The sequence below is a fragment of the Pseudoalteromonas sp. Angola-7 genome, assembly GCF_028599255.1.
GTDB lineage: Bacteria > Pseudomonadota > Gammaproteobacteria > Enterobacterales > Alteromonadaceae > Pseudoalteromonas > Pseudoalteromonas atlantica.
The window spans coordinates 152126-170143 of sequence record NZ_JAQREL010000007.1 but is presented as its reverse complement, the minus strand read 5'-3'; the positions used below and the strand labels follow the sequence as shown (position 1 = coordinate 170143).

The 18018-nt window shown below is 41.3% G+C and carries 21 protein-coding genes, 1 tRNA gene and 1 other RNA gene; 4 read left to right on the top strand and 19 right to left on the bottom strand.

The genetic code is table 11. The annotated features are described in order from the left end of the window. Positions 1 to 69 precede the first annotated feature (69 nt). From PSH50_RS11875 to PSH50_RS11865, 3 genes are all read right to left on the bottom strand, one after another. Positions 70 to 675 (bottom strand): response regulator transcription factor, encoded by a 606-nt coding sequence (locus PSH50_RS11875; protein WP_201780875.1) that lies wholly within the window; start codon positions 673 to 675, stop codon positions 70 to 72. Beyond that, positions 668 to 2128: an ATP-binding protein gene (locus PSH50_RS11870; RefSeq protein ID WP_273587948.1), complete on the bottom strand. Its 1461-nt coding sequence runs from the start codon at positions 2126 to 2128 to the stop codon at positions 668 to 670. Before PSH50_RS11870 ends, PSH50_RS11875 begins: the two co-directional genes overlap by 8 nt. A 271-nt stretch (positions 2129 to 2399) precedes the next feature. Next, a tRNA-Arg gene (locus tag PSH50_RS11865) sits at positions 2400 to 2476 on the bottom strand. A gap of 386 nt (positions 2477 to 2862) precedes the next feature. On the opposite strand from PSH50_RS11865, the gene PSH50_RS11860 reads away from it, so the two are divergent. After that, positions 2863 to 3045, top strand: coding sequence for a hypothetical protein (locus PSH50_RS11860; protein ID WP_024031630.1), 183 nt, complete (start codon positions 2863 to 2865; stop codon positions 3043 to 3045). On the opposite strand, the gene PSH50_RS11855 is transcribed toward PSH50_RS11860, so the two are convergent. The 3 genes from PSH50_RS11855 to PSH50_RS11845 are packed head-to-tail and all read right to left on the bottom strand — an operon-like array spanning position 3042 to position 4762. Further along, positions 3042 to 3848 (bottom strand): phosphotransferase, encoded by an 807-nt coding sequence (locus PSH50_RS11855; RefSeq protein WP_273587949.1) that lies wholly within the window; start codon positions 3846 to 3848, stop codon positions 3042 to 3044. The genes PSH50_RS11860 and PSH50_RS11855 overlap by 4 nt on opposite strands. Positions 3849 to 3851: 3 nt before the next feature. Then, on the bottom strand, positions 3852 to 4469 hold the full coding sequence (gene pnuC, locus PSH50_RS11850) for a nicotinamide riboside transporter PnuC (RefSeq protein WP_004588465.1): 618 nt from the start codon (positions 4467 to 4469) through the stop codon (positions 3852 to 3854). Positions 4470 to 4510: 41 nt separating this feature from the next. Continuing rightward, positions 4511 to 4762 (bottom strand): hypothetical protein, encoded by a 252-nt coding sequence (locus tag PSH50_RS11845; RefSeq protein WP_004588464.1) that lies wholly within the window; start codon positions 4760 to 4762, stop codon positions 4511 to 4513. Between the two features lie 98 nt (positions 4763 to 4860). Here PSH50_RS11845 and PSH50_RS11840 point away from each other — a divergent pair, with 98 nt between their 5' ends. Beyond that, the gene (locus PSH50_RS11840) at positions 4861 to 5100 is read left to right on the top strand and encodes a DUF2960 domain-containing protein (RefSeq protein WP_004588463.1); all 240 of its coding nucleotides are present in this window, start codon (positions 4861 to 4863) and stop codon (positions 5098 to 5100) included. Between the two features lie 14 nt (positions 5101 to 5114). On the opposite strand, the gene alr is transcribed toward PSH50_RS11840, so the two are convergent. The 9 genes from alr to rpsF form a co-directional block, all read right to left on the bottom strand. After that, complete coding sequence (gene alr / locus PSH50_RS11835) at positions 5115 to 6194, bottom strand: alanine racemase (RefSeq protein WP_024031627.1); 1080 nt, start codon at positions 6192 to 6194, stop codon at positions 5115 to 5117. Next, on the bottom strand, positions 6194 to 7573 hold the full coding sequence (dnaB, locus tag PSH50_RS11830) for a replicative DNA helicase (RefSeq protein WP_004588461.1): 1380 nt from the start codon (positions 7571 to 7573) through the stop codon (positions 6194 to 6196). Before dnaB ends, alr begins: the two co-directional genes overlap by 1 nt. A gap of 112 nt (positions 7574 to 7685) precedes the next feature. Beyond that, positions 7686 to 8624: a DUF4097 family beta strand repeat-containing protein gene (locus PSH50_RS11825; protein WP_273609645.1), complete on the bottom strand. Its 939-nt coding sequence runs from the start codon at positions 8622 to 8624 to the stop codon at positions 7686 to 7688. Positions 8625 to 8633: 9 nt separating this feature from the next. Beyond that, positions 8634 to 9110 (bottom strand): hypothetical protein, encoded by a 477-nt coding sequence (locus tag PSH50_RS11820; RefSeq protein ID WP_004588459.1) that lies wholly within the window; start codon positions 9108 to 9110, stop codon positions 8634 to 8636. Continuing rightward, positions 9103 to 9651, bottom strand: coding sequence for an RNA polymerase sigma factor (locus tag PSH50_RS11815; RefSeq protein ID WP_248463212.1), 549 nt, complete (start codon positions 9649 to 9651; stop codon positions 9103 to 9105). The genes PSH50_RS11820 and PSH50_RS11815 overlap by 8 nt, the downstream gene beginning before the upstream one ends. A gap of 210 nt (positions 9652 to 9861) precedes the next feature. Next, positions 9862 to 10314: a 50S ribosomal protein L9 gene (gene rplI / locus PSH50_RS11810; RefSeq protein WP_004588457.1), complete on the bottom strand. Its 453-nt coding sequence runs from the start codon at positions 10312 to 10314 to the stop codon at positions 9862 to 9864. 35 nt (positions 10315 to 10349) lie between these two features. After that, positions 10350 to 10577: a 30S ribosomal protein S18 gene (gene rpsR, locus PSH50_RS11805; protein WP_002962753.1), complete on the bottom strand. Its 228-nt coding sequence runs from the start codon at positions 10575 to 10577 to the stop codon at positions 10350 to 10352. A gap of 12 nt (positions 10578 to 10589) precedes the next feature. Further along, positions 10590 to 10907: a primosomal replication protein N gene (gene priB / locus PSH50_RS11800; RefSeq protein ID WP_004588456.1), complete on the bottom strand. Its 318-nt coding sequence runs from the start codon at positions 10905 to 10907 to the stop codon at positions 10590 to 10592. 43 nt (positions 10908 to 10950) lie between these two features. Then, complete coding sequence (rpsF, locus tag PSH50_RS11795) at positions 10951 to 11292, bottom strand: 30S ribosomal protein S6 (RefSeq protein WP_004588455.1); 342 nt, start codon at positions 11290 to 11292, stop codon at positions 10951 to 10953. Positions 11293 to 11751: 459 nt separating this feature from the next. Here rpsF and PSH50_RS11790 point away from each other — a divergent pair, with 459 nt between their 5' ends. Then, positions 11752 to 12951 (top strand): alpha/beta hydrolase-fold protein, encoded by a 1200-nt coding sequence (locus PSH50_RS11790; RefSeq protein WP_273609644.1) that lies wholly within the window; start codon positions 11752 to 11754, stop codon positions 12949 to 12951. Between the two features lie 284 nt (positions 12952 to 13235). Here the strand turns inward: PSH50_RS11790 and PSH50_RS11785 are convergent, their stop codons facing one another. From PSH50_RS11785 to PSH50_RS11770, 4 genes are read right to left on the bottom strand one after another with little or no spacing between them, the layout of a single operon-like run. Next, on the bottom strand, positions 13236 to 14402 hold the full coding sequence (locus PSH50_RS11785; RefSeq protein ID WP_273609643.1) for an FAD-dependent monooxygenase: 1167 nt from the start codon (positions 14400 to 14402) through the stop codon (positions 13236 to 13238). After that, positions 14399 to 15586: a 2-octaprenyl-6-methoxyphenyl hydroxylase gene (gene ubiH, locus PSH50_RS11780; RefSeq protein WP_273609642.1), complete on the bottom strand. Its 1188-nt coding sequence runs from the start codon at positions 15584 to 15586 to the stop codon at positions 14399 to 14401. The genes PSH50_RS11785 and ubiH overlap by 4 nt, the downstream gene beginning before the upstream one ends. A 15-nt stretch (positions 15587 to 15601) precedes the next feature. After that, entirely contained in the window at positions 15602 to 16924 is a 1323-nt protein-coding gene (pepP, locus tag PSH50_RS11775) for a Xaa-Pro aminopeptidase (protein ID WP_273609641.1), read from the bottom strand. Between the two features lie 25 nt (positions 16925 to 16949). Further along, a complete protein-coding gene (locus tag PSH50_RS11770; protein WP_004589599.1) occupies positions 16950 to 17504 on the bottom strand; it encodes a UPF0149 family protein in 555 nt (184 codons plus the stop codon). A 193-nt stretch (positions 17505 to 17697) separates the two neighbouring features. Here PSH50_RS11770 and ssrS point away from each other — a divergent pair. Then, positions 17698 to 17881, top strand: a non-coding RNA gene (gene ssrS, locus PSH50_RS11765) — 6S RNA. Positions 17882 to 18018 lie beyond the last annotated feature (137 nt).

Here is an 18018-nt window from a genome sequence, read left to right as displayed (position 1 = left end):
ACTGCCTATACCTTGGTATAGGGTGATTGATCCTAAAGTTAATGAGGTGTTTTATTGGGTATTTACTCATTAACCATTCATCGAAGAAAGTAACATTTCGTTCATTCTTACTAATTCGGCAAATGAACTGGCTTGCATTTTTTTAGACGCATTCGCACGGTGAATTTTTACTGTTATTAGGCTTAAATTAAGCTCAGATGCAATTTGTTTATTAAGTAAACCACTTACAGCCATACTCATTACTTCTCTTTCTCGCATACTTAACTGCTTATATTTTTGTTGTAATTGCAGTAGCTTTAGATGCGATTGGCTTTTTTGTAGGCCTTGCATTATTGCATCAAGTAAGTCTTGCTCTCTAAAAGGCTTAGTTAAAAAGTCGATAGCACCGGCTTTCATTGCCTTAACCGACATAGCAATATCGCCATAACCCGTTATAAAAATAATGGGGATTTGTAAGCCTAATTGCTTTAAGTTATTTTGAAAATCTAGCCCATTATCCAAATTAACTCTCACATCTAATATTAGGCAACTAGGGCGAGTTTGATCTACAGTGGCATTAAAATCGTGAATAGAACCATAGCCGCAAAAGTCTAATCCTACAGAGCGCACAAGGCTGCCTATAGCCTCACGAATTGCTTGTTCATCATCAATCACTATTACTAAAGGCTTATTCATATACTTCTCCCCCATCACATTGAGCCTTTAGGCTTAATATGACACATGCTCCCCCTGTTGGATTGTTACTAATCTTAATGATCCCGTTATGATCTTTAATAATAGTGCTACAGATAGTAAGCCCCATTCCCATGCCATTTTTTTTGGTTGTGTAAAACGCATTAAAAAATTTTGACGCACTATCACTTTTAAAACCAGGCCCATTATCTTTCATTATTATCTCTATATTTGGGCCATTTATTTGTACCGTAATACTAATTTTTTTATCTGCTTGGTCATGTTTAAACGCCTGAATACTATTAAGTAAGAGGTTAATTATCACTTGCTGAAGAGCCACTTTATTAGCAAATAAAGTGCAATCAGCCGAGTTCCCTTGATAATCAATTGCCACATCTGTTTTATTAATTAAACCATCCATAAGGGCAAATGATTCGCTAAATATACTATTGATTGGCACTAAGGTTTTATCGATAGGTGATTTTTTAGCAAGTGCATAAATGCACTGAATAATGTCACTGGCCTTTTGAGCCCCTTTATTAATTCCAAGTAAATTTTGTTTTATTTCGTGCGTGTTTATCGGGCTTTGCGCAAGCCAGCGTCCTGCAGCTTCGCTATTTATAGTAATTGCTGAGAGCGGCTGATTAATATCATGGGCAAGCGTAGTCGTCAGCTCTCCAAGCACACTTACACGGTTTGCATGAGCCAGATCAGACTGAGCTTTGGTTTTAGCAAATTCATTTAACTTAAACTTTGTAATATCTTGAATTGCGCCAATGTATACAGCGCTTGTATCGCCAAGGGGTACCCTTTTTATCAGCATACAAACATATTTAATTTTATCATTTGAAAGCATTAGCCTAAATTGCACAGAAACAAGGGGCGACTCATCACTAAATTCAGTTAACGCTTCTTTTAAATTAACTATATCGGCACGATGTACTCGTCGATAAATACATGCCAAGGTTGGCTGTTTAGTTAAATCATAATCAAAAATACGGGCCGTTTCATGTGACCAAGTAACTTGTTTTGTTGGGGAATCGAAGCGAATACTGCCTGTTTTGCTCAGCTCTTGAGTTTGCGTTAAAAGCTCTTCGCTGTAGCGTAATTTTTCACTTTTTAATTTGTTTTTTCTGATCAAAAAGGTGGTGCTAATAATAGCAACTAGGTTAACAAAGCAGTGGGCGAATTCGATAGACCATATGTTGTTATAATGGCCAAGTAAGAAGGCTAAAACAGTTAGTAAAATGCAGGCTGCACTTAAGCCATATACTCGCTGTAACGACTCTTTATTAGAGTAAAAAATTATAACAACAATATAAAAGACAGGAATAGAGATATTAATTGAGCAAAATGTATCGAAAAAAATTATTGCCAAAATAACAGCAATCAATACTAAGGCTGTAATTACAGGTTTTACAGAGTTAATCCAATAAATATTAAAAATTGTATACACGAATAGGCCGCCAAAACATAGGTTAATAAATGCATAAAAATATCCCTATGATTCAAAAGCTAATGAGCATCACTTTAGAATAAAACACAGTCAAAATGTTATGAGTTTTAGTCTAACACCCAAGAGTAAATTACATTTGTTACAAGTATATGAATAATTATTATATATTAATACAAAAATATGCATTTAAGCGCATATTTCCTCAAGGGAGTTTTTTCGGTGTAAGGTTTTAAGGTCTGGAAGATAAATAATATTGAAGTGATTTGTAAAATGGCCCGCCCGAGAGGATTCGAACCTCTGGCCTCACCCTCCGGAGGGGTGCGCTCTATCCAGCTGAGCTACGGGCGGCCAATAATCATAACTACTAATGAGTTAGAGGATAATTACCTTAAGTTGTAATGTGAACTTACAAAAATGCATTATAAGCTCACTATTACTGCGCTTGTTTTATATAGCTCACCACAAGGTGGACCACGTGATATCCATTTCACCACAAGAGCACATTTGTTGCCAAAACACTAACTCGCGATATCAATGCTTTAGCACTGGCAATAATAAAGAGATCTTTAAATAAATACCAGCATCATTGAGTTATATGCCTATAAATCAAACTGTTTTTGATAAAACACTTCACAACTTGCCAAAAACAAGCTATTTATTGGTATTCGATAAAAAAATAGTAACCGTTTGGCAACATGTTCTGAATGCTTACGGATTATATAGAGGATGTAATTATGAGTTTAATGTCGACTGAGCAAGTGGCTGAGTTTTTAGGTGTAAAAGCCGAGCGGGTAAAACGCCTTGCTCGTGAGAGCTTGCTTATTGCCAAGTCTGAAGATGAAAACGGTGAGCCCCAATTTGATGCTGACGAAGTAGCGAAGTACAAAGAGCTTGCCGCGCGTTTTGGCGGGCTTTAATCTTTTATCTCGTTTAATAACTTATTTAGCTGCGCGCGTAATGTGCTTGCCTTATTATTTATGTCGCGCTGCTCATACCACCCTATACATAACACCAAAAACACCACTTTAAAGTAACGTAGCTTGTCATAAGTGCAATAAAACTCACTGGGTATTGCTTGCTGGGCGCTATATTGCTCAAGCAAAGTGTGCTCTGCGTGCGCATTTAGCTCTAAGCTAACCGCAAGTGCCGCTAAATCAAAATACACGTCGTTTGTTTGCGCATATTCAAAGTCAATCAAATACATGCCACTTGAATTTACTATTAGGTTATCTTTAACTAAATCGTTATGACAAAAGCCACTGTTGTAGGGCATGTCACTAATGGCGCTTAGCGTATCTTCAATTAAGCGGCTGTGCTGTTGATATATGTTGCTATTAGCGTAATACACAAGCTCTTTTGCAATATCCATTGGCTGTGTAGCTAGAGGGTAACTATGAACGCGTGCCAATTTTTCAACTAAGTCGATGCTGTAGCTATTAGTGGCAATATCGCCACAAATATAGCGAAATGCAGCTCGCCTGTTAGCCTTATCAAGCCAAATGGGTTTAGGGCAAACGTTATGCTGGCTAAGTGCAGTTTGGGCTTGTAGCCCTATTTTAGGCCAATGCGATTTGTAGCATTTTAATAAGTAGTTTTGCTGTGCGGTTTTTATTAGGTAATTGTCGTTACTTAAACCATTCACTAATTTAGTGGTTTGTAGCACGTGCTCAGGTGCCATAAACTCACTACATAACGCGGCAATATTTGGATTACGGTGCATGCGTTATAATTGCGCTAATGGCTTAGCTTGGCTTTGCTCGTACTCTTCGTACCAGGTTTTAAATCCCCACGCGGCCATAATAGTGTAAAAAATAAATAGCGCGAGCGTTGGGTAATAGCCTTTTTCGTAATACAAATACATAGAGGCCGCATCAATAACAATCCAATACAGCCAGTTTTCGAGTACTTTTTTAGCAACCAAATACGTGGTTACCACCGCAAAACAGGTTGTAAAGCTATCTAGGTAGGCAAAATCGGCGTGGGTGTAGTTTTGCATTACATAGCCAATAATAATGGCCGCTAAGCTCGTAGCGCCTATAAGAATGGCGTGGCGTTGTGTAGACCATGAGGTAATACTAATATTATCTGCTTTGCCTTTGCGCCATACCATCCAGCCAAATACAGCCATGTACATGTAATAAAAATTGAGTAGCGACTCCATAAGCAGCGCGCCATTCCAGTACATTATGGTGTAAATAAGCGTGCTAAAAAAAGCGGCTGGCCAGCACCATAGGCTCTCTTTTATTGCCAGTAATAAATAAGCAATAGACAACCCTACCGCAATATATTCCCAATGCGACATTGCAGTAAAACCACTTAAGGTTTGTGTTAAAAAATCCATGTGTGCGGTTACCGTTTTTAATACACGTTAAATAAAGGCGATTACTCTGGAGATAAATCGCCAGATAAAAACTTACAAACAAAAATAGCCTTACCAAACTCTTCGTACGAGCGTTTAATTTCAGTGTTTAGCACTTGCATTACTAAATCGTAATCACCAAAAATTTGCGTAGAAAGCGTGTTGGTGATCACTTTTAAGTTGTCGTATTCGTTTAAACGGTCAATAAAGCCCTTAATAAACGGGATGTAATCTTGATGAAGTGGGTATTTACTGATCTCTACTGATAATTTCATTTTAAACTCTACTTTTAATTATTTGATTTCAACAAATCGTTCAATGCCAGTTCAATACAGTGTAAAATTACACTCACACTCAATTAGCTGAGCTTATTATGGCACGCAGAATAACCTATACATTTAAAAACCAACCGCGCGAAATTAACTTCGCAAAAGACAAATACCACGACATGTATCAAGCTATTGCCGCTGCCGAAGGTATTGATTTAACCAACTACTTAAACATGGTACGCCAAATAGAAATGACCTCAAAAGGCTCTTCGGCTGTACGTAACTTTCGTGACCAAGAATTTGCCCGCATGGGCTTTAGTGATATTTACTTTATTAAAGAATAAATATCACTTATTAACTATCGCTGATACTCGTAACTTACGCGCGGTGTAATATTACACAGTAATTCGTAAGGGATAGTATCGGCGCAGTGGGCTATTTCTTCAACCGGAAGCTCCGGCCCCCACATTGTAACGCTGTCGCCTACTTTAACATTGTGCTCGTTTTCACCTATATCAATGCTTATCATATCCATAGACACACTGCCTACAATACCGTAACGCTGCCCTGCAATCATAACCGGTGTGCCTTCTTTGGCATGACGCGGATAGCCATCGCCATAACCCATAGCCACTACGGCTAATTGGGTTGGTTTGTCACTTTGCCAACGGCCTCCGTACCCTACTCGCTCATGGGCGGCAACATCACGCACTGCAATCACCTTTGTGGTTAAACGCATGACCGGCTTTAAATTGTGCTCTTGCCCTGTGCAGTTTGCCATTGGCGACACCCCATAAAGCATAAGTCCTGGGCGTATCCAATCACCGTGTCCTGCAGGCCACGCTATAATACCGGCCGAGTTTGATAAACAATGTGCTTGGTCTATGCCCTTTACAAGCGTATCAAATAAGCTAATTTGCTGTGCCGTTTTAGTATTGTGCGTATCATCGGCACACGAAAAATGGGTCATCAAATTAATGGTGCTTTTAGCATTGGGTGTGCGCTGCAAGCGGCTATAAAATGCGTCAAACTGCTCAGGTGCTATGCCTAATCGGTGCATGCCGGTGTTTATTTTTAGCCAGCAAGTAATTGGCGCATCTAAGGTGGCATTTTCTATTGCTGCAAGCTGGTTTTCGTCGTGCACAATAGTTTGAAAATTATTAGCCAATAAAATAGGTAAGTCGGCTTTATTAAAAAATCCCTCAAGCAGTACTATTGGCTTTGTTAAACCACCGGCGCGCAGTGCGAGGGCTTCATCAATTCGGGCAACAGCAAAAGCATCAGCACTATTTAAGTGCTGGGCAATTTTTACTAAACCATGCCCATACGCATTGGCTTTTAATACCGCCATTATTTTGCTATTTGGCGCAAAACGTTTTACCTGCGATAAGTTATGCGCAAGGGCGGTTAGGTTAATTTCGGCAGTGGCTAGGCGCATTAGTATTCATCATCAACTGCTGGCCCCGCGTAATTATCAAAGCGAGAAAATTGCCCTTGGAAGGTTAAGCGCACTTTACCAATTGGGCCGTTACGCTGTTTACCTATGATAATTTCGGCGATGCCTTTTTCTGTACTGTCTTCGTTGTATACCTCATCACGGTATATAAACATGATTAAATCGGCATCTTGCTCTATCGAACCCGACTCACGTAAATCTGAGTTAATTGGGCGTTTATCGGCACGTTGCTCTAGCGTACGGTTTAGCTGCGAAAGCGCAATAACCGGGCACTGTAACTCTTTAGCGAGCGCTTTTAATGAACGCGATATTTCGGCAATCTCTAAAGTACGATTATCTGATAAACTAGGTACGCGCATTAACTGAAGGTAATCGACCATGATCATACTAATACCACCGTGGTCGCGCGCTATACGTCTTGCACGTGAACGCACATCGGTAGGTGTAAGCCCCGATGCATCATCAACATACATTTTGCCTTTTTCCATCAACAGCCCCATAGTTGATGAAAGGCGTGCCCAATCGTCATCATCTAGCTGGCCAGTACGTACCTTAGTTTGGTTAATACGACCAAGTGATGCCAACATCCTCATCATAATTTGTTCAGAGGGCATCTCTAATGAGTAAATAAGCACAGGCTTGTCTTGCGTCATTGCGGCGTGCTCAGCAAGGTTCATCGCAAAGGTGGTTTTACCCATCGACGGACGTGCTGCAACAATAATTAAATCAGAAGGCTGCATACCTGCTGTCATTTTATCTAAATCAGCATACCCAGTGCTTACACCGGTTACACCGTCTTGCGGCGACTGGTATAGCTCTTCGATTTTATCGACGGTTTTTTCAAGAATGTTATGAATGCTTTGCGGGCCTTCGGTACTTTTTGTACGTTGCTCAGCAATTTTAAATACTTTACTCTCGGCAAAGTCTAATAAGTCGTGGCTGGTGCGCCCTTCTGGGTTAAAACCAGCTTCGGCTATTTCATTAGCTACGCCAATCATTTCGCGTACTACCGCGCGCTCACGCACAATATTGGCGTATGCATCGATATTCGCAGCACTTGGGGTGTTTTTAGCTATTTCGGCCAAATACGCAAAACCACCAATGCCTGCTAGTTGGTTATTTTTTTCAAGACTTTCTGAAATTGTGATTAAATCTATCGGATCGCCCACTTCAGCAAGCGCGGTCATGGCTTCAAAAATAAGCTTATGGGTGCGGGTATAAAAGTCCTGCGCAACAACCAGCTCTGCTACGCGGTCAAAAGCTTGGTTATCAAGCATTAAGCCACCTAAAACAGATTGTTCAGCTTCTATTGAATGGGGAGGAACTTTAAGGGTATCGACTTGCTTATCTGGTTTGGCCATAACTTCACAGTACTAAAATTGAATGGCTCTATTCTATCGACTTGGCGGGGCTGTGCAAATAGCAAAGCAGGAAATCTTTTCCTGCTTTTTGTAATCATTAACGCTAATTAGCTTATTTAGTTCGCAGCTCAATGCGCCCGCTTATAGTATCCATTTCAACACTTGCGCTGCCACCATTGGCACTAAACTCTAAATCACTAGAGGGGCCATATTTAGCTTTAGTCACTTTATCGCTGGTAACTTTATTAATAATTTTACCGTTGGCGTGCGCTTTAATCTCAAACTGAGCCGACACGCTTTGCGGGAAGTAAAAATCAGCATCACCACTTACCGACTCATAGCGAACATCAGCCCCTTTTAGCAGTTCGCTGATGTGTATTTCAGCTTCGCCGTTTACAGTATTAATACGTAAGCTTTTAATGCTCGATAATGTAAAATCGATATCGCCATTTACGTTTTCTAATCGTACGTCGTTTGCGGTTGTGCTTGATTTAATATCGCCATTTACGGCGCTAAAGCGCAGCTCTCCGCTTGATTGCTTATCGTTTATTTCACCGTTTACGGTTTCAAATTGAATATTGCCGCTTAAGTTCTGTGCGTTTACATCGCCATTTACGGTGCTTAATTTAACAGTGCCGCTAATGTCATTTACCGTAATTTCACCATTAACAACATCAACCTCAGCGCCTTTTTTAAGTGTTTTTGCAGTCACTGACACATTTACGCCAGCAAATTCTAAGCGACTGCTTTTTGGCATAAATACCGTTAAGTTAGAGCCATCTCCATTGTGACCCCATCCCAAATTGCGTGGCATTTTTACTATAAATTCGGTTTTATCGCCTGTCGTTTTAAGCTCAAACCCTTCGGCCTTGTCATCAAGCTCGCCGGAGACTTTAAATTCGTTTTTATCCCAGCCGGTTATGTTTACATCGCCACGTTGGTTTTCAATAAAAATAGTGCCGCCGCTTGGCACCTCTATTTGCTTATCTATTTTTTCGCCCGCTAAAACGCTCAGTGGTAATAGGCTCAGCCCAAGTAAAATTGCTTTCATATTATTCCCCTATATTTGCTGCCAACGCGGTGCATGCACCTTGTTAATTAAGTCGAGTTGTTGCTGGTAAACTTGCGCCAACATGGTCAGTAACGCCTGATTTTGTGGCTCGTTTTCAAGTGCCTGTTTAATTGCTTGCTCTGCTTCTTCAAGCTCTTGTAACTGTGCTTGCCAGTTATTGGTAAGTGCATCCTGGTTTTTGTACTGCACTAATAAACTTTGCTTTTGCGCTTTAAAATAATCGCTCATAGCAACCACTTGGCTTGGCTCGTTATTGCTCATAAATATATTTATTGCTAATAACGCCGCTGCACTGCACGCAGCAATAGCGCTTAATTTAGGCCATAGTGGCGCTTTAACAGCAGGTGGCTTAGCTGTCACTATGGCGTGCTCAATGCCCTGCCAAAGTGCTTTATTGGGCGCTATGTCTTTATTTAAATTGTTTAAAGACTCGTTTAAGTAGTCATCAAAATTTTGTTTACTCATACTCGTACCACTCTTGTAATAACTGCCTTGCACGATGATATTGCGACTTACTCGACCCCACTGCCATTCCCAATTGCTGGGCTATTTCTTCGTGGCGGTAGCCTTCAATAGCATATAAAACAAACACCATGCGGGCGCGCTCTGGTAGGCGAACAATTAATTTATCTAACCCGTTTAATCCCTTACAACTTTGCACGCTTTGCTCATCCATACCGCTTTGTTCTATGCTCACAACTTTGTTTAACCAGCTTTTGTGCTTGCGTACATAACTAATCGCAATGTTGCTTGCTACGCTATATAGCCAAGTAGAAAATTGTGAGCGCCCGTCAAACTGCGCTATTTTATGCCACACCTGCACAAACACCTCTTGGGCGGCATCTTCAGCGTGCGCTTCATCGGCCAATAAGCGCAAACATAAACCGTAAACACGCTTTATATGCAGCTCATATAATGCCTTATAGGCATTTTGATCCCCCGCTTTAACACGCTCAATGAGTGCAAGGTCGCATAGGGGCGTGTGCTCGGGTTTTGTGTGTAACATCCGTGATGTCGCCTTTTAATTATTTTTATTTAAAAACGTGTATTAATGAGTGTATTGATTACTAAGACGCAAAGACAGACAAGAAAGGTTTAAACTAATAATAAAAATAGTTAAATAATTTTATATAGAGCTATTAGATGGGTATTAAAGAGGAATTTTAGATACAAAAAAGCCGCGCTAAAAGCACGGCTTTTTGGGCTTAATTAAAAATTAAGCTTCAGCAATAACGATTACTTTAATAGTAGCTGTTACGTCTGAGTGTACTGCGATTGCAACGTCGAATTCGCCAGTTTCACGGATAGTACCGTGAGGTAAACGAACTTCTGATTTAGCAACTTCAACACCAACAGCTGAGATAGCGTCAGCGATGTCACGAGTACCGATTGAACCGAATAGCTTACCTTCGTCACCAGCTTTAGATACTAAAGTAACTTCTGCTAATGCTTCTAGTTTGTCAGCGCGTGCTTGTGCTGCAGTTAACTGTTCAGCGATTTTCGCTTCTAAGTCTGCGCGACGAGCATCAAACGTTTCAATGTTTGCTTTAGTTGCAGGAACTGCCTTACCTTGCGGGAAAAGGAAGTTACGTGCGAAGCCAGATTTAACAACAACCTGGTCACCTAGGCCACCTAGGTTAGCGATCTTATCTAGTAGAATAACTTGCATGTTTCTACACCTTTTAAAAACTGTTAATCCGCTGCTTACTTATGTAAGTCAGTGTATGGAAGAAGGGCTAAGTAGCGAGCACGCTTAATAGCAGTTGCTAGCTGGCGCTGGTATTTAGCGCTAGTACCTGTAATACGGCTAGGTACGATTTTGCCACTTTCTGTAACATAGTTTCTAAGAGTAGCTAGATCTTTGTAATCGATTTGTTGTACGCCTTCCGCTTTAAAGCGGCAGAACTTACGACGTCTGAAATAACGTGCCATGAGATTAATTCCTCAAATAATTCTTTCTATATGCTGAGCATGCAAAACCAATTGGCTAAGGCCGTTACGACCTTCGTGGCGATTTAAAAAACCACTCACTTGCAATGCCTGCCCAACGTGCAAATGTTGAGTCTGTTGTTGCATTTGCTTACCACTGGCAACAACCTGAAGCCTAACGTAACTATTACGGTTAAGATCTGCTTCGGTTTGCATCGATTTATGTTCTACAACAAAAATACAATGCGGTATGCCTGCAGGGCTTTGGCTAAACTTGGGTGTTTTACAAACAACCCCCGATATAACCAGCTGATTCATATATGGGCTAACCATTACATTAACTGCTGACTACGTGCCATGCTAGGACTCAAAACAATTAAGCAGCTGGTGCTTCTTTCTTCTCTTCTCTTGCAAGAGGAGACGCTTCAGTTACTGCATTTTTAGTACGCATAACTAAGTTACGAAGCACTGCATCGTTGTAGCGGAAAGTAGTTTCTAGCTCGCTGATTACTTCAGTAGGTGCTTCAACGTTCATAAGAACATAATGAGCTTTGTGAAGCTTGTTGATTGGGTAAGCCAGTTGACGACGGCCCCAGTCTTCAAGACGGTGGATAGTACCACCAGCTTCAGTGATAGAACCAGTATAACGTTCGATCATACCAGATACTTGCTCACTCTGATCAGGGTGAACCATGAATACGATTTCGTAATGACGCATGGATATTCCTTACGGTTAATAGAGCCTTCTACCGTTTCGGCCGGTCGGTTTAAGGCAAGGAATTAATAGTGTAAAAGCCGAAATGAGCGCGCATTTTACGCTTAGATGGATAATTAAGCAAGCAGGTTTTTTAAGCTTTGATAGATAAGTGTTAAAGCTATCAGCTATCAGCTATCAGCTATCAGCTATCAGCTATCAGCTATCAGCTATCAGCTATCAGCTATCAGCTATCAGCTATCAGCTATCAGCTATCAGGGGGATATTAATATGCGTTCGCTTTACATCAACAAGCAGAATTACGATAAGTGCGTTGGGTTTGTGTGTAGACGCAAAGCTTGCTTACGTAAAAAGCGCAGCTTTTAATTACTTACCCCTTCCACCTGCGCCTAAAATATAAACATTTACTCAAACCTAAAGCCGTGCAATTATTAAGCAACACATTATTTAATAAGGATATTTATGAAGCTCTTACTATTATTTGTATTTGCATTTGCTTTTAGTACCTCTTTTTTAAGCCTCGCAGACACCGCTACAACCGACATAACCGTTGGTAAAAAAGTCATTTTACAATCAAAAATACTTAACGAAGACAGGCCTATCAGAATTTTCATACCTGACACTGTAAAAGACGATCAGCCGCTTTATGTTATTTATTTACTAGATGGTGTTGAGCACTTTCATACGGCGTCAGGTGTTATAAAATCCTTAGTTGATTACGAACAAATACCTAATGCCATGCTTGTTGGTATTGATACAACTAACCGCGTGCGTGATTACTTACCTAAAGTAGATGGTGAGCCGAAAACTGAGTTTCAAACCTTTGTAAAAAATAAATGGCCTGATGCTGGGAAAACCGACAGCTTTTTAAAATTTGTGTCTGACGAGCTCATGCCCTATATAAACAGCAATTACTCAACTAACGGCTACAACACCTTAATTGGTCACTCTAACGCTGGTACATTAGCGCTTTATACTTTAGTTAATCAGCCGGAATTGTTTAACAACTACATAGCTATTAGCCCAAATAGTTGGTGGAGTGACGAAGAGTTAAAAAATAATATTATTAAATACACTAAAAACCCTAAAGGCACTCAAGAGTTATTTATTAGTGTAGCGAGTGAAGGCGCACGTTTTTATACAGGCGCATTAAATACGTTAGTAAATTTAGAACAACAAATGCCCACACAGCTAAAATGGGAATATAAGCATTACCCTACTTTTACTCATATGGGCACTATACTGCCAGCCCTTAGCGATAGCCTAATTCACTTATTTAGTGACCTAATTTTTAAAGTGACTGACGAGCACGGAAAATTTGCCGATGTATCACTTATTTCAGGTTACTACCAAGCACTGAGCGATAAGTATGGATTTGAGCTTAAAATTCCACAAGATGTGTACGTAGAGCTTGCCCACAGCCAGCAAAAGTTTGATAACACTAAAAAAGCGATAACTACACTTAAACACTTTACTCGTGATTACCCTAATGCTGCTTACTCCCACATGCGATTGTCGCAAGGCTACACGGCTGACAAACAGTTTAAAGAAGCTGTTGCCAGTATGAAACACGCACTAAAACTTGCTAAACAAAACTCGCGCGACCCACTGTTAATTGATGCACTACAAGATATGGTAATTGAAGCCCGAGCCAATTTGTAACTAATTTAACGCAAAGCGCTTTTTAACTGACGATAGTAATTACGAGCTATGCTCGTCGCGTCAGCAAACTAAACGCCTACAGATAAAATTAAGCTCAGTGTGAAACTTTGCAAGACGCAAAGCTTGCTCGCGTGAAAAGCGCAGTTTTTAATCTGTTTAAAGCCACTTAAAAACAAAAACCGATGTTTAACCTAAACATCGGTTTTTCTTTACTGAAAGCTGATAGCTAAAACTAACCACTTTACTTTATCTGTTGGGTTTCGCTTCGCTCTTCCCAACCTACGTTATTTGCCTATCGCTTCTTTGGCGAATAGGTGTTTGATTGGGCCTAGGTTATCAACGAGTGACAGCCCGACTCCACGTATCAGCTTTTTAACCGGGTTGGCACCTTCAAATAACTCTTTAAGCCCTTGCATCATGGCTATGTGCTTTTGCGCGTCGAGCTTGCGGGTGCGCTCGTAATCGCGAAGGGTACGGGTGCTCGCAAACTCTTTACTATCACTTGTCAGTAGCTCAATTAAATACGCGGCGTCTTTTAGGCCTAGGTTCATACCAAGCCCTGCAAGTGGGTGAATGGTGTGCGCTGCATCACCCATTAATACCACTTTGCCGCTTACCCATTGCTGGGCGTAGCGCATTTTAAGTGGAAATGCTGCGCGTTTACTTTGCACTTCACACAGCCCGCATTGGCCATCTATGGCTGCCATTACAGCTTTATTAAAAGTAGTGTCGTCCATTGCTAGCAATTCATCGCAATGGTTAGGGCTGGTAGACCACACAATAGAATGGGTGTTGTCATCGCTAAGTGGTAAAAATGCTAATGGTCCAGTTGGTAAAAACACTTGGCGTGCGGTGTTTGCGTGTGGCTCTTTGGTTTTAACCGTAGCAACCAATGCATGGTGGTCGTAATCTTTAAAGCTTAGCGCCATATTAAATTGTTTACGAATAGCCGAATTTGCGCCATCGGCCGCCACCAGCAGCTTAGCAATAATAGGCTCGCCGCTTTTAAGGGTTATAAATACATCAGACTCACTTTGGTGTACTTGTTGATACTCGGTATCAAACATCAGTGTGGCACTTGGTTGTTGCCCTAGCTCTTTTATAAGTGCAAAACGAATAATATCGTTTTCAACTATATGGCCTAAGTGCTCAAGCTCAAGTTGCTCGTTATTAAAGGCTATTTTACCAAAGCTGTCGGCATCGCGTACGTCCATATGCGTATATGCACACGTTCGCTCTGCCATTATGTGTGGCCATACGTTTAATTGCTCAAACAGGTTTTGGCTTGCAATACTCAGCGCACTTACCCGCAAGGCATATTCATCACTTGGCGGTAATTGCTTTGGTGCGGCGTCTAGCACCACAACACTTACATTGGCTTTAGCGAGTCCTAACGCGAGGGTTAAGCCTACGCAGCCACCACCCACTATACAAACCTGTGCTTGCTTCATAAACGTGTACCTTGTTTAACTTGCCCCATTAGCTGCTTGGCCAATGGTGCTTTTAATGCGGGAAATAAATCCATTGAGAAAAGCCCAATGCTGCGCCCAAGCGCTAATACCCGTGACGAGTTTGAAAAAAGCCTAACCAGTGCGTCGGTTAAACTCATTACGGTATTTATATCGCTGCTACGCTTTTGTGAATACTCACGGGTAAACGCATAACTGCCTAACTCGTATTTACTTGTTGCAATTAAATTACTAAGTACTTGTACATCACGCAGGCCTAAATTAAAGCCCTGCCCTGCAATGGGGTGAATAGCATGAGCAGCGTTACCAATGACTACCGTACGATGCGCCGTTAATGATTCAGCTTGGCCATATACTAGCGGGTAGCTTGTGCGTGTGCCCACTTTTGTAAATTGCCCTGCCCGGTAACCAAATGCACTTTGCAGTGCGTTTAAAAAATCATTTTCGTTTAAGGCTGTATGCTGCTCAACGTGCTGTTGCTTCATGCACCACACTAATGAATAACGGCTATTGCTCATTGGTAAAAGCGCCATAGGGCCGTGCTCGGTAAAGCGCTCATACGCATGGTTGTTATGCCCGCCTGCTACTTCAACATTGGCTATAATAGCGCCTTGCTCATAGGGCTGAGTATTAAAGCCTAAACCCAGTAAGTTACGGGTTGGAGATTGCGCACCATCGGCAATAACCAGTAGTTTAGTATTAAGTTGCTCGCCGCTTTGTAAAGTAACCTCATTACTGTTTAGGCTTTGCTTAATAGCGCTTACGCTATCGGGGCAATAAAGTGCAATGCTCGCTTGCGTTAAACGCTGATACAGTGCGCGGCCAAACGGGTTTACCTCAACCACGTAACCTAATGAAGGTTTAGCAAACTCGTCGCAACTAATATGTGCTTTACCAAAGTGACCGCGATCCGACACGCTTACTTTTTTTATTGCTGCTGTGTATGGCGCACTTGGCTCAAATAAATTTAACTGCTGTAAATACTCAACCGATTGCTGTGCAAGGGCAATACTTCTGTCGTCAAAACTTGGGTGGTAATCGCCCGTTACTTGGTTTGCTTCTACTACCGCAATAGTGAGTGAAGGGTTTGTTTTAGCAATGCTTAGCGCACAACTTACCCCTGCAAGCCCGCCCCCAATAACAACGACATCAAACTGCTTAGACACTTTATTTCTCCAAGCTTATGCGCTTTTTGCACTTTGCATAAGTGCTTCTATATCGTTTATGGTTTTAGGCACGCTCAGGGTGAGGTTTTCATGCCCTGACTCAGTAATAAGTAAATTATCTTCGATACGAATACCAATGCCTTTATATTGCTGCGGTGCGTTTGAATCTTCACTAATGTAAAGCCCAGGCTCTATGGTTAAAACCATGCCTGGCTCAAATGCGCGCTCAACGTTGTTTTGTTTGTAATCGCCTACATCGTGAACATCAAGGCCTAACCAGTGGCCAAGGCCGTGCATGTAATATTCTTTACAGGCACCTTTTGCCATTAACTCATCAAAGTCGCCGGTTAAAATACCTAAATCAAGTAAACCTTGAGTCATTACTTCCATTGCACGTTTATTGGCATGCGACATAAACCCGCCGGGTTTAACTTCTTCAAAAGCCACTTTTTGCGCTTTAAGTACAATGTTATAAAGCGCGGCTTGAGGTTCGCTAAACTTGCCATTAACCGGAAAAGTACGCGTAATATCGGCAGCGTAACCTTGTAACTCACACCCTGAGTCAATTAATACTAGATCGCCATCTTTTAGCACATCGCTATTTTGCGTGTAGTGCAAAATATTAGCGTTATCGCCACTGCCAACAATGGTGCCGTACGCAGGATGCGGCGCTCCGTTCATTGCATAATGATGATGCAGCTCTGCCTCTAGCTGAAACTCTGTAGCACCAGGGTGCGAATAACGCATTGCACGCATATGCCCACGGGCACTTATTTCGCAGCCTTCACGCATAATGTTTACTTCGCTTGGCGATTTAAACAAGCGCATTTCGTGAATAAGACCACGCACATCTTTTATCGTACTCGGTGCCTGATAGCCTTTTTTAGGCGCGCTGCGAAGTGTGTTTAACAAGGTAAATACTTTGGTATCAAAACTTGGGTAAGCGCCTTGTGCATAAAATAAAATCTGCTGACCGTTAACCAAATCTAATAATTGTTCAGTTAGCTCACTTAATGCGTAAGTTTCGTCGAATAAGTACTCATTTTTAGCTTTTTCGAAGCCAATTCTGCGGCCGTGCCAAATTTCGGCCAGTTTATCTTTATCAAGACAAAATAACGTACTTGGCGTATCGCTGTTATTACACAGCACTAAAACGGCATCAGGTTCGTTAAAGCCGGTTAAGTAAAAAAAGTCGCTGTCTTGTCTAAATGCATATTCAGTATCGCGACTACGCGTTACTTCACTGGCCGCAGGAATAATGGCCACACTGTTTGCATCCATTTTCGCAAGTAAACGCTCACGGCGTGCTTTAAATTCTGACTTTTGTATTTCAACCATGCTTTAACAACCCGTTTTATTTAGATTAATGTAGTGTTTTTTTAGGTGCTTTTTCTTTGCCAAGCTCGGCAAAACAAAGCAATGCCGATACACGTACATATTCAATCACTTCATGCAGGGCTTGGCTGTCTTCTTCGGTTTCGTCAAACATGGTATCTAGGCGTGTAATTTCGCTAAAATCGCTAATAACTTCTTTTACATCTGCCGATAACTTACCGTAATCTTTTTGTTTTAAACCAAATCCAAGCATAAACCCTGCAACCCATGATACGAGGCCATTGGCTTGATCGATGAGTGTTTCATCATCGCTTGGTAAAAATAAATCGAACGCAAAAGCTTCATCGTTAAAACTTGCTACCACTTGCTTATAAATGGTGCCAAAAAACTGCTTTAGGTCGTTGCTAAACGCTTGGCCATCATTAAATACATCGCTTAATAGGCCTAAGTATTCTTTGTCATCAATACTTAAACCACACGCTAGTAATCCACTAATTACGCCGTGCGCTTCTGCCGGTGAGACAAAAATTTCGTTTTTTTCTAAAAGCAGCTGGGCTTTTTGGTAATCTGGTAAGTCGCTCATGTTTATATCTTCGCTTTGCTAGTTAAGGCAATGCTACCACTCGATAAAAAGCAACTCCAATTAATTGTATGATCCTGCTCAAAAAGTAGCATGATAAGTAAATAGCGAGTTACCAGCGGGCAAAAACTGCTCGAACGGTTCAATTTTTTACGTTTGGGGTTTAAGGAATGGGTTATGTCTTATATACTGAACTTGTTCCCTGGGGTGCCGGAGTTTGGTTAAGTCCCTGAGCCGATAAATTTTATACCAGGATTTCTGTTCGTCTACTATTGTGCAAGCTCGGCATGTACCGAGAAGCCTACGGTAGACCGCAGCTTTCCGCCCTGAAACCTTCTGGTTTCAGGACTGACGCCGGACACCGCACGCTTGGGGAACACTTTTCTTATTTTTCTGTTTTTGCATTTTTTGCTACTCCCCTGTTTTTAAATACCCTTTATTACCTTTATAAATTTTTAGCAAAAAAAAGCTGCAATTGATATTAATCAACCACAGCTTAGTCCTAGAAAACATTTCG

Coding starts and splice junctions, on each gene's coding strand:
- PSH50_RS11815 (WP_248463212.1), bottom strand. CDS start 9,651: ATGTTACACACAAAACCCGAGCACACGCCCCTATGCGACCTTGCACTC.
- PSH50_RS11875 (WP_201780875.1), bottom strand. CDS start 675: ATGAATAAGCCTTTAGTAATAGTGATTGATGATGAACAAGCAATTCGT.
- pepP (WP_273609641.1), bottom strand. CDS start 16,924: ATGGTTGAAATACAAAAGTCAGAATTTAAAGCACGCCGTGAGCGTTTA.
- PSH50_RS11790 (WP_273609644.1), top strand. CDS start 11,752: ATGAAGCTCTTACTATTATTTGTATTTGCATTTGCTTTTAGTACCTCT.
- PSH50_RS11825 (WP_273609645.1), bottom strand. CDS start 8,624: ATGAAAGCAATTTTACTTGGGCTGAGCCTATTACCACTGAGCGTTTTA.
- PSH50_RS11785 (WP_273609643.1), bottom strand. CDS start 14,402: ATGAAGCAAGCACAGGTTTGTATAGTGGGTGGTGGCTGCGTAGGCTTA.
- PSH50_RS11770 (WP_004589599.1), bottom strand. CDS start 17,504: ATGAGCGACTTACCAGATTACCAAAAAGCCCAGCTGCTTTTAGAAAAA.
- alr (WP_024031627.1), bottom strand. CDS start 6,194: ATGCGCCTAGCCACTGCCGAAATTAACCTAACCGCCCTTGCGCATAAC.
- PSH50_RS11820 (WP_004588459.1), bottom strand. CDS start 9,110: ATGAGTAAACAAAATTTTGATGACTACTTAAACGAGTCTTTAAACAAT.
- rplI (WP_004588457.1), bottom strand. CDS start 10,314: ATGCAAGTTATTCTACTAGATAAGATCGCTAACCTAGGTGGCCTAGGT.
- PSH50_RS11855 (WP_273587949.1), bottom strand. CDS start 3,848: ATGCACCGTAATCCAAATATTGCCGCGTTATGTAGTGAGTTTATGGCA.
- priB (WP_004588456.1), bottom strand. CDS start 10,907: ATGGTTAGCCCATATATGAATCAGCTGGTTATATCGGGGGTTGTTTGT.
- PSH50_RS11840 (WP_004588463.1), top strand. CDS start 4,861: ATGGCACGCAGAATAACCTATACATTTAAAAACCAACCGCGCGAAATT.
- rpsF (WP_004588455.1), bottom strand. CDS start 11,292: ATGCGTCATTACGAAATCGTATTCATGGTTCACCCTGATCAGAGTGAG.
- PSH50_RS11845 (WP_004588464.1), bottom strand. CDS start 4,762: ATGAAATTATCAGTAGAGATCAGTAAATACCCACTTCATCAAGATTAC.
- rpsR (WP_002962753.1), bottom strand. CDS start 10,577: ATGGCACGTTATTTCAGACGTCGTAAGTTCTGCCGCTTTAAAGCGGAA.
- dnaB (WP_004588461.1), bottom strand. CDS start 7,573: ATGGCCAAACCAGATAAGCAAGTCGATACCCTTAAAGTTCCTCCCCAT.
- pnuC (WP_004588465.1), bottom strand. CDS start 4,469: ATGGATTTTTTAACACAAACCTTAAGTGGTTTTACTGCAATGTCGCAT.
- PSH50_RS11860 (WP_024031630.1), top strand. CDS start 2,863: ATGAGTTTAATGTCGACTGAGCAAGTGGCTGAGTTTTTAGGTGTAAAA.